Annotated in this window: 10 protein-coding genes; 6 read left to right on the top strand and 4 right to left on the bottom strand. The window is 70.7% G+C overall.

Annotated features, from left to right (window positions below; translation table 11 throughout):
• Positions 1 to 163: 163 nt before the first annotated feature.
• On the top strand, positions 164 to 856 hold the full coding sequence (locus tag ACQP0N_RS11220) for an acetyltransferase (RefSeq protein WP_433121560.1): 693 nt from the start codon (positions 164 to 166) through the stop codon (positions 854 to 856).
• On the opposite strand, the gene wecB is transcribed toward ACQP0N_RS11220, so the two are convergent.
• Entirely contained in the window at positions 785 to 1,909 is a 1,125-nt protein-coding gene (gene wecB, locus ACQP0N_RS11215) for a non-hydrolyzing UDP-N-acetylglucosamine 2-epimerase (protein WP_433119759.1), read from the bottom strand. The genes ACQP0N_RS11220 and wecB overlap by 72 nt on opposite strands.
• Positions 1,906 to 3,045 carry a glycosyltransferase family 4 protein gene (locus ACQP0N_RS11210; RefSeq protein ID WP_433119757.1) on the bottom strand — a complete coding sequence of 380 codons (1,140 nt, stop codon included), beginning with the start codon at positions 3,043 to 3,045 and terminating at the stop codon, positions 1,906 to 1,908. The genes wecB and ACQP0N_RS11210 overlap by 4 nt, the downstream gene beginning before the upstream one ends.
• Before the next feature lie 340 nt (positions 3,046 to 3,385).
• On the opposite strand from ACQP0N_RS11210, the gene gmd reads away from it, so the two are divergent.
• Genes gmd through ACQP0N_RS11195 form a run of 3 tightly spaced genes read left to right on the top strand, consistent with a single transcriptional unit; the run spans position 3,386 to position 6,734 of the window.
• On the top strand, positions 3,386 to 4,399 hold the full coding sequence (gene gmd, locus ACQP0N_RS11205) for a GDP-mannose 4,6-dehydratase (protein ID WP_433119755.1): 1,014 nt from the start codon (positions 3,386 to 3,388) through the stop codon (positions 4,397 to 4,399).
• Entirely contained in the window at positions 4,396 to 5,613 is a 1,218-nt protein-coding gene (locus ACQP0N_RS11200) for a glycosyltransferase (protein WP_433119754.1), read from the top strand. Before gmd ends, ACQP0N_RS11200 begins: the two co-directional genes overlap by 4 nt.
• Positions 5,610 to 6,734, top strand: a complete 1,125-nt coding sequence (locus tag ACQP0N_RS11195) for a DegT/DnrJ/EryC1/StrS family aminotransferase (protein ID WP_433119752.1) — start codon at positions 5,610 to 5,612, stop codon at positions 6,732 to 6,734. Before ACQP0N_RS11200 ends, ACQP0N_RS11195 begins: the two co-directional genes overlap by 4 nt.
• A 33-nt stretch (positions 6,735 to 6,767) precedes the next feature.
• Here ACQP0N_RS11195 and ACQP0N_RS11190 read toward each other — a convergent pair whose 3' ends face one another.
• Both ACQP0N_RS11190 and ACQP0N_RS11185 read right to left on the bottom strand, forming a co-directional pair.
• Positions 6,768 to 8,024, bottom strand: coding sequence for a hypothetical protein (locus tag ACQP0N_RS11190; RefSeq protein WP_433119750.1), 1,257 nt, complete (start codon positions 8,022 to 8,024; stop codon positions 6,768 to 6,770).
• Positions 8,021 to 9,208, bottom strand: coding sequence for a hypothetical protein (locus ACQP0N_RS11185; RefSeq protein WP_433119748.1), 1,188 nt, complete (start codon positions 9,206 to 9,208; stop codon positions 8,021 to 8,023). The genes ACQP0N_RS11190 and ACQP0N_RS11185 overlap by 4 nt, the downstream gene beginning before the upstream one ends.
• 420 nt (positions 9,209 to 9,628) lie before the next feature.
• Here ACQP0N_RS11185 and ACQP0N_RS11180 point away from each other — a divergent pair, with 420 nt between their 5' ends.
• Complete coding sequence (locus ACQP0N_RS11180; protein ID WP_433119746.1) at positions 9,629 to 11,506, top strand: polysaccharide biosynthesis protein; 1,878 nt, start codon at positions 9,629 to 9,631, stop codon at positions 11,504 to 11,506.
• A gap of 198 nt (positions 11,507 to 11,704) precedes the next feature.
• On the top strand, positions 11,705 to 14,809 hold the full coding sequence (locus ACQP0N_RS11175; RefSeq protein WP_433119744.1) for a M14 family zinc carboxypeptidase: 3,105 nt from the start codon (positions 11,705 to 11,707) through the stop codon (positions 14,807 to 14,809).
• The last annotated feature ends 94 nt before the right edge of the window (positions 14,810 to 14,903 follow it).

Genomic DNA, 14,903 nt, shown 5'->3' with positions numbered 1-14,903 from the left:
TCTGCGCACCTGGAACGCGCGAGGATCGGCCAGGGCGCTGCCGCTCACCCCGTCACCATCGGCACCGGTAACCGGTTCAGATGACGGAGAGCGGCCAGCGTTCTCCGTAGCCGAGGGAGAGCCGCGGTTGACGACCGACGTAGTGATCGTAGGCACCGGCGGGATGGGCCGAGAGGTATATGGGGTAATTCGCCTTTTGAATACCGTTTCGGGCGCTACGGCATCCTGGCGGGTGCTGGGCTTCGTCGACGACTACCCCACCGAGAGAAACGTCGAGTCGGTGCACCGCCTCGGCGTCGCCTTCCTCGGTCCGACCCGTTGGCTGGCCGCCCAACCGGCCAGTACCCACGTGGTGCTCGGCGTCGGGCACCCCCGGCTGCGCCGCGAGACCGACCAGACCATCTCCCGGTACGGCCTGCCGGCGGCCACGGTGGTGCATCCGGCCGCGGAGATCGGCCCCGACTGCGTCCACCAGCAGGGACTGTTCGCCGCCGGTGGCGCCCGGGTCACCACGAACGTGCTGCTGGGGCGGCACGTGCACCTCAACCAGAACTGCACGGTAGGGCACGACACGGTGCTCGGTGACTACGTCTCGGTCAATCCGCTCGCCGCGGTTTCCGGGTACTGCCGGCTGGAGGACGGCGTGATGGTGGGTACCACTGCCGCGATCCTGCCGAAGCTGACCATCGGCCGGGACGCCACCGTGGGCGCCGGCGCCTGCGTGACCCGCGACGTACCGCCGGGCGTCGTCGTGACGGGTGTGCCGGCCCGTCCGGTGGAGCGGTCAGCGGCGGATGCCCGCCCAGTCGTGATGGCGGCGCACCGTCGACAGGATGAAGTCGACGACCCGTCGTGACGTGTCGGGGACCTGGTAGTCGAGCGGGCAGGCGACCGAGCCCTCGGCCACCTGCGCCACCACCACCCGGATGGCCTCGACGACCCCGTCCGGATCGAGGCCGGTCATCACGATCGCCCCGCTGTCCAGCGCCTCCGGCCGTTCGATGGACTCGCGCAGGGTCACCGCCGGGAATCCGAGAATCGCGGCCTCCTCGCTGACGGTGCCACTGTCCGAGAGGGCGCATCGGGCGTTGCGTTGCAGGGTCACGTAGTCGAAGAAGCCGAACGGCTCGTGGAACGCCACACCGTCGAGGTGCAGGCCGTCGCCGGCGAGCGCCTCCAGCCGTTTACGGGTACGCGGATGGGTGGAGACCAACAGCGGCAGCCGCCACTCGTCGCGGACCGCCCGCAGGCATTCCAGCAGTCGGTGGAGCCGGTCCGGGTGGTCGACGTTCTCCTGCCGGTGCGCGCTGACGACGAAGTAGCCGCCCGGTTCGAGTTCGAGTTGGGCCAGCACGGTGGACCCCTCGATCTGCCGCCGGTAGTGGTCGAGCACCTCACGCATGGGTGAGCCGGTGTGCAGGATGCGACGCGGGTGCAGCCCTTCGGCGAGCAGGTTGCGCCGGGCGTGCTCCGAGTAGACCAGGTTGAAGTCGGCGATGTGGTCGACCATGCACCGGTTCGTCTCCTCCGGCACGTTCAGGTCGAAGCAGCGGTTGCCGGCCTCCATGTGGTACACCGGCACGTTCATCCGCCGGGCCATCAACGCCGAGATCGCGCTGTTGGTGTCGCCGAGCACCAGCAGGGCGTCCGGGCGCAGCTCGGTGATCGCCTTCTCCGTACCGACCAGGACCGCACCCAGGAGGCTGCCGAGAGACTGGGTGTCGGCCCGCAGGAAGACGTCCGGCGCACGGACCCCCAGTTCGCTGAAGAAGACGTCGGAGAGCGAGGGATCCCAGTTCTGCCCGGTGTGCACCAGGGTGTGGTCCACGGTCCGGTCGAGCGCGTCGATCACGCGGGCCAGCCGGATGATCTCCGGCCTGGTCCCGACGACGGTCATCACGCGGGTCACTTGACGCCTCCTGGTGGCAGTTGGACGGATTCGGCCCGCTGGGCGGGCAGTGGGCACGCCTCCCGATGCGCCGGGTCGTGGATCACCCGCCGGGCCTGGTCGAGAACGCTTATCGGCGCCCTGCTCGCCCGCCACCGGCGATAGGCCGCGCCCGCCTCGATCCGGGCCGCGTGCCGCTGCTCCGGGGTGGCGGTCGCCACCTGCGTGACGAGGGCCCCCAGGGCGGCCGCGGTCAGCTCGGTCAGGACCAGCCCGCCGCCGTCGCGCAGCACGCCCGTCCACGGTGTCCGGTCGGAGCAGACCACCGGGCAGTATGCGGAGAGGCTCTCGGCGATGGCGTTGCCGTAATTCTCCCCACGGGTGGGCATGACGAAGGCGTCGTAGCGGGAGAAGGTCGGCCGGACCTGATCGGGCGGCAGCTCGCCCCGGTAGCTGACGGCGACCGAGTCGGGCAGCTCGGCCAGGTGCTCCCTGCACCGTCGCCAGTACGCCGGGTCCTCCACCGGGCCGTAGATGTCCAGCCGGACCGGCACCGACACGAAGGCGAGCGCGGCAAGCAGCAGGTCGAGGTTCTTCATGGGCGAGATCCGCCCGATGAAGACCAGCCGCGCGTGGTGGGTCGAGAGCATCTCGACCGGCTCCGTCTGCGGCTCGGGGCCACGACTGACCGCGACGACACCGATCCGCGCCCGGGGCAGCACCCGCTTGATGTCGTTGGCCTCGACCGGCGTGGTCGCGTGCCACAGCACCCGACGGTCGAGCAGCATCCACCGCCAGGCGGCCAGGAAGATCCGCTTACGGAATCGGTGCACCCGAAGCGCGGCCGCCCCGAACTCACCTCGGGGGGCGACCAGGATGCGGCCCACCCGCAGCAACCCGAGCCGGGCCGCGGCCATGGGCAGGATGGAGAAGGTCGACCAGACGCTGTTGACGTACAGCAGGTCGAAACGGTCGGCGCGCAGCGACCGCCAGAGCGACCGCCACTGCTCCGGCCGACGCACCCCGAGATAGAAGACGTTCGTCCGGCCGACCCGGGCCCAACGCCCGGAGAGCCCCGGATAGGGGTCGCGGCATCCGAGGTCGCGGTCGCGGGTCAACATCGACGTCTCGATGTCGTCGCTGGCCAGAGCGAGCACTTCGCCAATGGACCGGACCGGCCCTCCGGCCCGCCATCCGGGAGCGAAATAGCCGGCGGTGACAAGGACGTGGAATTTGTTTGCGTTACCCGACGCCAAGCGTTTCCGGGCGTCCCCCGCGGGGGTGGGGTCGCCGACCATCCGCACTCCTCGCTCGCGCCACAGGATCAATTCACCCAACGATCGAAAGCTCGATACGTGACTGATCCTTCTCTCCACTGAGCTGGGCGGTTGGGCGGGAAAAATAAGTTCCGCCAGTTACCTGAAACCCGAGTGACGCCGACGTCGAGAGCGATATAAGGAAGCGCGGGGGAAATTGGCCCAGCAGGAGAGGGAGTTCATGTCACGAACGGCGCTCATATCCGGCATCACCGGGCAGGACGGCAGTTACCTGTCGGAGTTCCTGCTCGACAAGGGATACACGGTGCACGGCATCAAACGGCGATCGTCCTCTTTCAACACCGAGCGCATCGACCATGTCGACGTCCATCCGCGCAGCGGCGACGCCCGCCTCTTCCTCCACTACAGCGACCTCTCCGACCCGGCCTCTCTGACGGCGCTGATCCGGGACATCCGCCCCGACGAGATCTACAACCTGGGCGCCCAGAGCCACGTCCGGGTGTCCTTTGACATCCCCACCTACACGGCGGACGTCACCGGCCTCGGGGCGCTGCGCATGATGGAGGCGGCCCGCTCCGCCGACATCGGCTGCCGGTTCTACCAGGCGTCCTCGTCGGAGATGTTCGGCTCGACCCCGCCTCCGCAACGCGAGGAGACCCCGTTCCACCCGCGCAGCCCGTACGCCTGCGCCAAGGTGTACGCCTACTGGTCGGCGGTGAACTACCGCGAGTCCTGGAACATGTTCTGCGCCAACGGCATCCTGTTCAACCACGAGAGCCCGCGCCGGGGTGAGAACTTCGTGACCCGCAAGATCACCCGTGCGGTGGCCAGGATCGAGGCCGGTATCCAGGACAAGCTCTACCTGGGCAACCTGGACGCCGTTCGGGACTGGGGCTACGCACCGGAGTACGTCGAGGCGATGTGGCTCGCCCTCCAGCGGGACACCCCGGACGACTACGTGGTCGCCACCGGTGAGGGCCACACGGTGCGCGAATTCGTGGAGGCCGCGTTCGACCGGATCGGGTTGGACTGGCAGCGGTACGTGGAGTTGGACCCCGCCTACTTCCGCCCGGCGGAGGTCGATGCCCTCGTCGGCGACTACTCGAAGGCCCGACGCGCCCTGGGATGGGCCCCGAAGACGCTCTTCAGCGACCTGGTCCGGATCATGGTCGACGCCGACCGGCAACTGCTCGAGGACGAGCGGATGGGGCGACTGATCCGGGTGGACCGGTGAGGGTCGCGGTCGACGCCGCACCCATCCGTCCCGGTCACGCCGCAGGGCTGGAAGCCTTCACCTACGGCCTGTTGACCGGCATGGCCGCCGACGACTCCTGCGAGCTGCGGGTGAACGTCCTGCGGGGCACGCTGGACCAGTGGCGGGAGCAGGTGCCGGTCGCGAGCATCGGCTGGACCGAGGTGACCCAGCCGCTGCGCTCCGACAACCCCACCGGCCAACTGCTGCGCAGGTGGACACCGACGGTGGTACGCAACTCCCGCACGGTCCGCACGGCGGTCAACGCGGTCCGGCAACGGTCCGTCGTACGGCATGCCGACACCGACGTCACCCTGTTCCCGGTTCACTCCGCCCCGATCGGGTCGGGCCCCTCGGTCGTCGTCCTGCACGACACACGCCACCTGCAGGCCGAGTTCCACGCCCCCGGCTTCGCGGCGGTCGTCCGGGAGAACGTGGCCCGCGCGGCGGCGATCGTGGTCACCTGGCCCCATCCGTACCGGGAAACCCTGCGTCTCTTCCCAAAGGCCGCGGAGCGGACCGTGCTCATCCCGACCCCGGCGTTCCAGCCGGCGCCGGAACGCGCACACGCGCGGCCCGAACCGGGGCTGCTGGTCTACCCGTCGTCCACCGCGGAGCACAAGAACCACGCCACGCTGCTGGAGGCGATGGCCCTGCTGCCCGACTGCCGCCTGATCTGCCCGGGGCCGCTGGTCGAGCCCGAGGCGAGCCGACTGCTCGCCCGCGCCGCGCAGGCCGACCTGCGCGGCCGGGTGTCGTTTCCCGGCTTCGTCAGCCTCGACGAACTGAACGCCATCTACGCCCGGGCGGACGCGGTGGTCGTACCCTCGCTCTGGGAGGCGGCCAGCGGCGCGATGCTGGAGGCGTTCACCTGGGGTCTCCCGGTCGCCTGCGCCGACGTCGAGCCGCTGCGCGACCAGTTGGAGTTCAACCGCGCCGAGGCGGCGGTCTTCCGGGCGCGGGATCCGCGGTCCCTGGCCGACGCGGTCCGGCACCTCCTCGACGACCGGGAGCGCTATGCCGCGGCCTCCCGACGGGCGAACGACCGACTGGTTGCTCGCACGTGGGCGGCCACCGGCCGCGACTACCTGGACGTCCTCGCCTGGGCGGCGCGGGGCGGATCGGGCCCGGTGCCGCGCTCCCCCTTCGTCACGGCGGCGAACGACGCCGTGCCCAGCGGAGGTGACGGGCCATGAGCATCGGGGACGACACCTATCCGGTGGCCCGACCGAGCCTCTCCGCGTTGGAGGAGCGGTACGTCGTGGACGCGCTGCGGAGTGGATGGATCTCCTCGCAGGGTCCGTACCTGCGGGACTTCGAGGATCGGTTCGCCAGTCGCTGCGCCGCCGGCACCGCCCTGACGACGAGCAACGGCACGGTCGCGCTGCACCTGGTCCTGGCTGCGGCGGGCATCGGGCCGGGGGATGAGGTGATCGTCCCCGCGCTGACGTACGTGGCGACGGCGAACGCCGTGGCGTACTGCGGTGCGCGTGCCGTCTGTGTGGACGTCCTGCCGGAGAGCTGGTGCGTCGACCCGGCGGCGGTACGCGCCGCGATCGGCCCGCGTACCCGGGCGGTCATCGCCGTCGACCTGTATGGACATCCGGCCGACTACACCGCCCTGCGGCAGCTCTGTGACCAGCACGGTCTGCTCCTGGTCGCCGACGCGGCGGAGTCGCTCGGCGCCACCCTCGACGGGCGGCCCACCGGCTCGCTCGCCGACGTCACGACCTTCTCGTTCTTCGGCAACAAGGTGCTCACGTCCGGCGAGGGCGGCTGCGTGACCACCTCCGACGCGGCCCTCGCCGAGCGGATGCGCCTCCTCCGTAACCAGGGCATGGATCCGCACCGTCGGTACTACTTCCCGGTGCTCGGCTACAACTACCGGATGACGAACCTGTGCGCCGCGGTGCTCTGCGCCCAACTGGAGCGCGCGGACGAGATCATCGCCCTTCGGGACCGGGTCATCGCCGGTTACGAGGAGCAGTTGGCCGACGAGCCGACGCTGTCGGCGCAGCCGGTGGCCGCCGGAGTCCGCCGCGCGCCCTGGATGGCGGCCTTCCTCGTCGGGGCCGAGGGGGACACCACGTCCCGGGATGCGCTGGCCCGTGCGCTCACCCGGCTCGGCGTGGAGACCCGCCCGTTCTTCGTGCCGATCCCGGACCTGCCGGCGCATCACGATCCGGGCGCCGACTGTCCGGTGACCGGGGACCTGAGTCGGCGCGGTATCAATCTGCCCACGTACGCCGATCTGAGCGAGCCGGCGGTCAAGGCCGTGGTGGAGCGCGTCCGCGCCGCCCTGGCGACCATCGCCTGACCCGCGCCGACCGGGTCGGCGCGGGTCGGGCGGTCAGACCGGTTGGACCGCCGGTGGACGGTCGGCCGTGCGGTCGGCCAGCAGCAGGAGATAACTGCCGCCCCAGGCGACCGCGCTGGCCAGGGCCAACAGGACCAGCGCGCCGGCCGCGCCGGGAGCGCCGAACAGAACCGCCCCGGCGACGACCGCCGGCACGCGCAGCCCGCCGAGCAGGAGGCCGAGGACGATGGCCCGCCGGCTCGCCCGTTCGATCCGCAGCCCGGCGAAGCCGATGGTGGCCGGCACGGCGAGCAGGCTCTCCAACGCGAGCAACACCAGCAGGCTCCGGGCGACGCTCCAGTTGGAGCCGAGCAGTTCCTTGCCGACCGCGTCCGGCAGCAGGGCGACCGCGACTGTCAACGGCCCGATGGCGGCGGCCACCAGCAGGGCCAGCCGGACAGCCGCCCGGGTCCGTACCGTGCGGGACTCGGCCCGGGTGCGGGCCAACTGCGGCAGCACCAGCGTGGCCGCCGTCGACAGCACCAGATTGACCGGCCCCAGCAGCGTGCGCCCGGCGCTCAACGCACCGACCACCGCCGTGCCGGCGACGAGCGCCACCGCGGTCAGCGCCAGCTGCGCGGACCCGTTGGTCAGCAGGAACTGCGTACCGAATCCCACCGCGACGCGGGTCTCCGCTCGGCCGACGCGCCAGCCGGGCACCAGCGCGTACCCGCGCCGGGCCGCGACGACCAGGCCGACCAGCGCGCCGCCGACGCCCCACAGGGCGAAGACGGATGGCGGGTCGATCACCCGGAACAGGCCGGCCAGCACGGCACACCCGGTGAGCGCGGCCCACGTGATCTCCTGGGCCATCGCCGCCGAGGGAGCGCCGATGCCGACGGCGACCGCCTTGGTGTAGTCGTAGAGGACCAGACCGGGCAGGGCGACGCCCGCGAACAGCAGGTAGGGCGAGCCGTACGCCACGCCGGCCGCGCAGACGAGGGTGCCAACGACGAGGCCGAGCAGGATCGCCCGCCGGGAGGCCGACGCGACCCCGACGCCGGTGGCCAGCACGGTGTCGGTCACGGTGCTCCGGACCAGCCCGGACCCGACGATGTAGAACGAGAACGCCAGGGCGAACTGGCCCAGCCCACCGACCGATTCCAGTCGGGTCACGGTGATCGCCAGCAGCAGGTTGCCGCCGCTGGAGAGCCCGCCGACGACGAGCGCGAGCAGCGCCCGACGTCCGGTCCGTGGACCCTCTCGGGCGTCGGCGTGGCCGACCGCGTGCCGGCCCACCCGTACGGTCACCGGCGCGCGGCCGGGATCGCGGGTGTTCGACCGGGCTCCGGGCGCTTGCGGACCCCGTGCAGGGAGCGGCGGCTGAGCGCCAGGAGGACGAAGACCGGGATCGCCGCCACCACGTGTTGCAGGAAGCTGATCGTGGAGTCCGGGTAGGTGTTGGACCAGAGCAGCGGGTCGAAGAGCACCAGGCAGAAGAGGCTCAGCCGGATCGGGCCGGGTGCGCCCCGCCAGCGCAGCAGCACCGCCGCCACCGCGGCCCAGAAGGCGTGCACGGCGACCACGCCGGACGGACCGTCGAAGAACCAGATGTTGCCCAGCAGCAGGAACGTGTAGGCCGACGTCGGGCCACCGCCGATGTACTGGTTGATCCGCTGCCCGGTGGAGATCGCCGGACGGTCCGGATCGAGCACCCGGGGCACCAGGCCGTACCGCAGGTAGTCGGTGCCCCCGGGCTGGCCCAGGTCGACCGGGACGTCGAAGCCCGCCACCACACTGAGCTGGCTGTCCAGCCGCAGCCGGTCCGATGCGGTGACCTTGGTGTCCACCGCGACGCCGCGATCCTCCCGGATGCTGTTGCGCTGCTCGAACACCGCCGGCCAGACGAGGAAGAGCACCACCGCACAGAGCACCAGGTGCCGCAGCCGGAAGATGCCGCAGAGCGCCCCGGTGGAGGCGACGAAGAACACCAGGGCGACCAGCGGGGCCGATCTGGCCGTCAGTGCGGCGACGTAGACTTCCGCGCCGACCAGGACGGCCAGCCAGCCGTACAGCTTCGTCCGCGACAGCCGACCGCTCAGATGGCTGGCCACCAGCAACGCGAAGCCCAGAGCCGTCCAGCCGGAGAAGAGCGTGCTCACCATGGCGAGCGGCCCGTCGGACAGATCGCCGGAGATCTGGTTGACGATGGTGCCCCGACCGAGGTGCGCCGCGAGCATGTTCGCGGCGACGCTGGTGAGCGTGACCGCGATGGCGATCGGGTACAGCCACGGATAGCGGGCGTGGGCACGCCGGAAGCCGTCGCGCCAGCGCGGGTCGGGACGGCCGAACAGGCGGGCCGTCGTCTCCACGGCGACACTGCCCAGCAACGCGAGCCCGACCAGATAGACGACGAAACCGGTCTCCGGATTGCGGTAGTAGACCGCCATCGGCAGGATCAGCAGCGCGTACGGGGCGAGCACGACGACGGTCACCGGATAGCAGCGGAGCAACCGACCTACGAGGTCCCGGTGGGCGCCCGACGCCCTGGCCCCGGCTGGGTGGTCCGTCCGCGCGTCGGTCGCGCCGGTCGCCTCGCCGGGGGAGAGGGCAGCCCCGGGCCAGGTCATTGCGCGCGGGCCCCCTTCGGGATACGGATGGTCGCTCCTGACCCAACGAGCCAACCGACCGGGCGAAACGCCCCTACGGACGCGGGCCTTGCGCGCAGGCCCGAGGAGCGCCCTCGCCGGCAACGCCAGGCCTTCGGACTTCCCGACGATAAATCAGACAACCGGACATAGAAATGTGAAAACCGGATTCGCCGCCGCATATTCCGCTAAGCAGGTAGCGGATGGCCGTGGCCCCCTGACCTGCCCTGGGTCATCTTCGGCCACGGACAGGACAGGGAGTCGTAGATGCCCCCGGAGATACAACGGGTTGAGCCAACGGCGTCAACAGCCACCGGCCGGGCCAGGGTGAGCCGCCGTCGGACCGCCATCTTCCTCGCCGCCGACGCCCTCGGCTGGGTCGGCGGGTTCACGGTCGCGGGCTGGGCCAGGTACGAGATGGCCCTCACCGTCGACCAAGCGGTCAATGCGGTACTGCTCGGTGGCGGTGCCGCCGTGCTGCATGTCGGGGTCAGCGCACTGCGTCGAATTCGTTCCGGTCGTCAGCCTCTCGGCACCGTCGAGGAAGTCCGTGGACTCGCCGGCACCACCGCCACCACGGCCGCGATCGTCCTCGTCGCCCTCCTCGCGATGGGCGAACGCCCAGTGCCGGCCAGCACCCCCGTGATCGGTGCCGCACTGGCGCTGCTGCTGATGCTCAGCTGCCGTCTCCTGCACCGCCACCGGCGCGACCGCGCGATGCGACCCGACGCCCGCTCGGCCACCCCGGTGCTCCTCTTCGGTTTCGGCGAGGCCGGGCAGGGGCTGGTACGCGCGATGCTCAGCGACCCGAAGGGCCGCTACCTTCCCGTCGGCGCGCTCGACGACGATCCGGGCAAACACGACCTGCGCATCGCAGGTGTCCCGGTGCTCGGCGGCCGGCAGCACCTCGTCGACGTGATCAGCCGCACCGGCGCCACCACTGTCATCTTCGCCGTGGCCAACGCCGACGCCATGCTGATCCGGGAGGTGCGGGAGGCGACCCTGCGCACGGGGGCGGCGTTCAAGGTGCTGCCGCCGGTCCGGGAGTTGGTGGATCACCGGATCACGGTCAGCGACGTACGGGACGTCCAGATCAGTGACCTGCTCGGCCGACGCCAGGTGGTCGGCGACCTGGCCCTGGACGACAACGGGCTCACCGGTCGACGTGTCCTGGTCACCGGCGCCGGCGGTTCGATCGGATCGGAACTGTGCCGGCAGATCATGCGCGCCAACCCGGGTGAGCTGATGATGCTGGACCGGGACGAGTCGGCCCTGCACAGCCTCCAGATGTCGCTCACCGGGCGCGCGCTGTTGGACGGCCCCGAACTCATTCTCGCCGACCTACGGGACGACGAAGGCGTACGCCGCATCATGCGGGAGCGCCGCCCCGAGATCGTCTTCCACGCGGCCGCGCTGAAGCATCTGACCCTGCTGGAACGCCACCCGGGTGAGGCGGTCAAGACCAACGTCTGGGGGACGCTCACCGTCCTGGACGCCTGCCGGGATGTCACCCGCTTCGTCAACATCTCCACCGACAAGGCCGCCGACCCGATAAGCGTGCTCGGCTACTCGAAGCGCATCACCGAGATGCTGACCGCGCACGCCGCAGCCACCTACCCGGGCACCTTCCTGAGCGTCCGGTTCGGCAACGTCCTGAGCAGCCGGGGATCCGTGGTGACCGCCTTCCAGCGGCAGATCGAGGCGAGACAGCCCCTGACCGTCACCGACCCGCACGTGACCCGGTACCTGATGACGGTGCAGGAGGCGGTACACCTGGTCCTTCAGGCGGCGGCCATCGGGCGCGACGGGGAGGCCCTGGTCCTCGACATGGGCGAACCGGTACGGATCGACGATCTCGCCCGGCGCATGGTGGAGCAGGCGGCCAGCCCGGTCCCGATCGTCTACACCGGGCTACGACCCGGGGAGAAGCTGCACGAGGACCTGTTCGGCCAGGGCGAGGCGGACCGCCGGCCGCTGCACCCGCTGATCTCGCACGTGACGGTACCGGTCCTGGACCCCTTCGAGGTGAGGGGACTGGACCCGTTCGACGAACCCGACAAGGTCACCGACCAGCTCGCCCGGCTCTGCGGCATCCTGCCCGGTCCGCTCTCCGGCCGGCGTACCGGGATTCCGATGGCACGCTGACGCCGTCGCAACCGGGGCCGGCGCACTCCCCGTGTCGGCCCCGACGCGAGCTGACGGAGCCTCCCCACCCGACCCGTCACCTGTCACAGCTGGCTTCAGCATCGACACGGACAGCAACGACCCGCCCATCGACCGATTGACATCGATCACGCCACACCGAAAGCTCGCGCCTACAGGTCCTTCACCCAAGGAGGCGCGATGAGACCGAGACGACTGGCGATCGCCAGCGTGGTCACCCTGCTCGGCGCACTGGCACTAACCCCGCCGGCGAGCGCGAAGCCACCGTCCGAACCGGGCGCCCGCGACGGCCTGGAGGTCTACGTCGGCACGGTCGACGCGAAACAGCGGGACCAGCTACGCGCGGCGGGGGTCGACCTCGGCCACGACGCGAAGACCGACTCGACCGGCAAGACGACCGTCGAGACGGTGCTCAGTCGCCGGCAGGCGAAGCGGCTGACCGACCAGGGCGTCCCGTTGTCGGTGAAGAAGGTGCGCGGCAAGGACGCGTCACAGGCGCTGCGGGAGCAGGCGGCGGCGGGCTGGACGGCGTTCCGGCCCTACGGGGAGCCGGGCGGTCTGCGCGACGAGTTGATTGCCACAGCGGCCCGTTATCCCAAGCTGACCAAGGTGGAGACGATCGGCCGCACCCAGCAGGGTCAGCCCATCGTCGCCGTGAAGGTCACCAAGAACGCGCGGACCGTCGCGGACGGGAAACGGCCCGCCGTGCTCTACGCCGGCGCGCAGCACGCCCGCGAGTGGATCACGCCGGAGATGACCCGCCGGTTGATGCACCACGTTCTCGACAGCTACGGCACCGACCGGGAGATCACGAAACTCCTGGACACGACCGAGCTGTGGTTCCTGCCGGTGGCCAACCCGGACGGTTACGACTTCACCTTCACCTCCGGCAACCGGCTGTGGCGCAAGAACCTGCGGGACAACAACGGCGACGGGCAGATCACCTCCGGCGACGGCGTGGACCTCAACCGCAACTTCAGCTACAAGTGGGGGTACGACAACGAGGGTTCGTCACCGGAGCCGAACAGCGAAACCTACCGGGGCCCGGGCCCCAACTCGGAGCCGGAGACCAAGGCCCTGGACCAGCTCTTCAAGCGGGTCGGGTTCGAGTTCTTCGTCAACTACCACTCGGCGGCCGAGCTGCTGCTCTACGGCATCGGCTGGCAGGTGAGCACCCCCAGCCCGGACGACGAGATCTACAAGGCGATGGCCGGGGACGACGCGCACCCGGCGGTGCCCGGTTACGACCCGGACATCTCCGCCGAGCTGTACACGACCAACGGTGACACCGACAGCCACGCCACCGTCCGGTACGGCACGCTGGGCTTCACCCCCGAGATGTCCACGTGTGAGGCCGCCTCGGCCGTCGACCCCGACGACGAGTGGCGCCCGGAGGACTGCGTCAGCGGCTTCATCTTCCCCGACGACGAGACGTTGATCGCTGGTGAGGTGAGCAAGAACCTGCCCTTCGCGCTGGCGGTGGCCAAGTCGGCGGCGGACCCGGACGAGCCGGTGTCGGTGGTCGGCCGAAGCACCCCGGACTTCGTGGTGGACGCCTTCGACACCTCGTACGGGCGCACCCAGCAGGTCGCCGCCATCACCCGGCGGGCGCTGAAGAACGTGAAGATGCACTACACGGTCAACGGCGGGCGACCGAAGACCGTCGCGGTCCGCGAGTGGCGCGGCGGCGAGCGGTACGGCGACACTCACGACGACTACTACGCGGAGCTTCGCGGCACAGTCGGCGGCACGAAACCGGGTGACCGGGTGGAGGTCTGGTTCACCGGCAACAAACCCCGGTCCGGGGTGGTCGCAAGCGAACACTTCACCTACCGGGTGCACACCGACATCGGCGGTGACGTGCTGATCCTCGCCGTGGAGGACGTCACCGGCCTCAGCCCGGCACAGACCGGCACCACCGCCAAGTACGCCGACGAGATCGCGGCGTCGTTGAGCGCCGCCGGCCGCAGCAGCGACGTGTACGACTTCGACGCGATGGGACGCAAGGCGCCACACCCGCTGGGCGTGCTGTCGCACTACAAGGCGGTGGTGTGGGAGACCGGCGACGACGTGATCATGCGCTCTCCCGGCCAGGTTGCCGGCACCGCGGCCAAGGCGGCGCTGGACACCGAACTGGCCGTCCGGGACTACCTCAACGAGGGGGGCAAGCTCCTGGTCAGCGGCCAGTACGCGCTGTTCGCCCAGGGCGCCAACGGCTCCTACGTCTACCACCCGGACGCGCCGCCGGAGTGCACCGACGCCGACGACCCCGCCTGCCTGCCGCTGCTGAACGACTTCCAGCAGTACTGGTTGGGGGCGCACACCTACGTCAGCGACGGCGGCACCTCGCCGGAGGGCGAGCCGTTCCCGGTCGCCGGCCGCGACGACGCGTTCACCGGCTTCAACGGTCAGCTCAACGCGGCCGGTTCGGCGGAGAACCAGGGGCACACCGCGTCGTTCCTGACCACGTCGAGTTTCCTGCCGCCGGACGAGTTCCCGCAGTTCGCCAGCTCCTCGCCGGTGGGCTGGACCCGACCGGGGGCCGCGCCGTTCGACCCGCGTACGGGTGAGTGGTACCTGCACAGCGGGCAGGCCGACGAGTCGTACAAGCGGCTCACCCGCACGGTGGACCTCAGCGGGGCGACCAGCGGAGAGCTGCGCTTCTTCACCTCGTACGAGATCGAGCAGAACTGGGACTTCCTGTTCGTCGAGGCCCACGAGGTGGGCAGCGACAACTGGACGACCCTGCCGGACCTCAACGGCAAGACCGGCACCGTCACCGGGGAGAGCTGCGCCTCGGGGTGGGACGAGCTGCACCCGTTCCTCGCCCACTACCAGGGCGCGGACTGCTCCCCCACCGGCAGCACCGGAAGCTGGAACGCGGCGACCGGGACGTCGAACGGCTGGAAGGAGTTCGCCGTCGACCTGACCGCGTACGCCGGCAAGCAGGTCGAGGTGTCGATCACGTACGCCTCGGACTGGGGCACCCAGGGCCTCGGCGTCTTCCTGGACGACGCCCGGGTGATCGTCGGCGGGTCGACCGTGTCAGAGACCTCGTTCGAGACCGCCGACCTGGGCGGCTGGACGGTGGCCGGGCCCCCGGCCGGCTCCGGCGGCAACGCCACCGACTGGTCGCGCAGCCAGCAGGCGTTCGAGGAGGGCTCGGTGGTGGTCACCGGGGACACGGTGTACCTGGGCTTCGGGTTGGAGGGCCTCTCCCCCGCGGCCCGCGATGACCTGGTCGCCCGCTCGTTGACCCACCTCACCGGTCGACCCCGCCCCTGACGGCGGCGAGGTGCGCCGGCGGTCCACGGACCGCCGGCGCACCTTCGGCGTACGCCGGGTGCGCGCCGCACCGATGTGATGAGCTGGACGGGTG

The organism is Micromonospora sp. CA-246542, from assembly GCF_050942905.1.
GTDB lineage: Bacteria > Actinomycetota > Actinomycetes > Mycobacteriales > Micromonosporaceae > Micromonospora.
This window is presented reverse-complemented; position numbering and strand designations above follow the sequence as displayed.

Excerpts from the sequence above, each read along its gene's own strand:
- ACQP0N_RS11220 (WP_433121560.1), top strand. The coding sequence starts at position 164 with ATGGGCCGAGAGGTATATGGGGTAATTCGCCTTTTGAATACCGTTTCG.
- gmd (WP_433119755.1), top strand. The coding sequence starts at position 3,386 with ATGTCACGAACGGCGCTCATATCCGGCATCACCGGGCAGGACGGCAGT.
- ACQP0N_RS11195 (WP_433119752.1), top strand. The coding sequence starts at position 5,610 with ATGAGCATCGGGGACGACACCTATCCGGTGGCCCGACCGAGCCTCTCC.
- ACQP0N_RS11180 (WP_433119746.1), top strand. The coding sequence starts at position 9,629 with ATGCCCCCGGAGATACAACGGGTTGAGCCAACGGCGTCAACAGCCACC.
- ACQP0N_RS11175 (WP_433119744.1), top strand. The coding sequence starts at position 11,705 with ATGAGACCGAGACGACTGGCGATCGCCAGCGTGGTCACCCTGCTCGGC.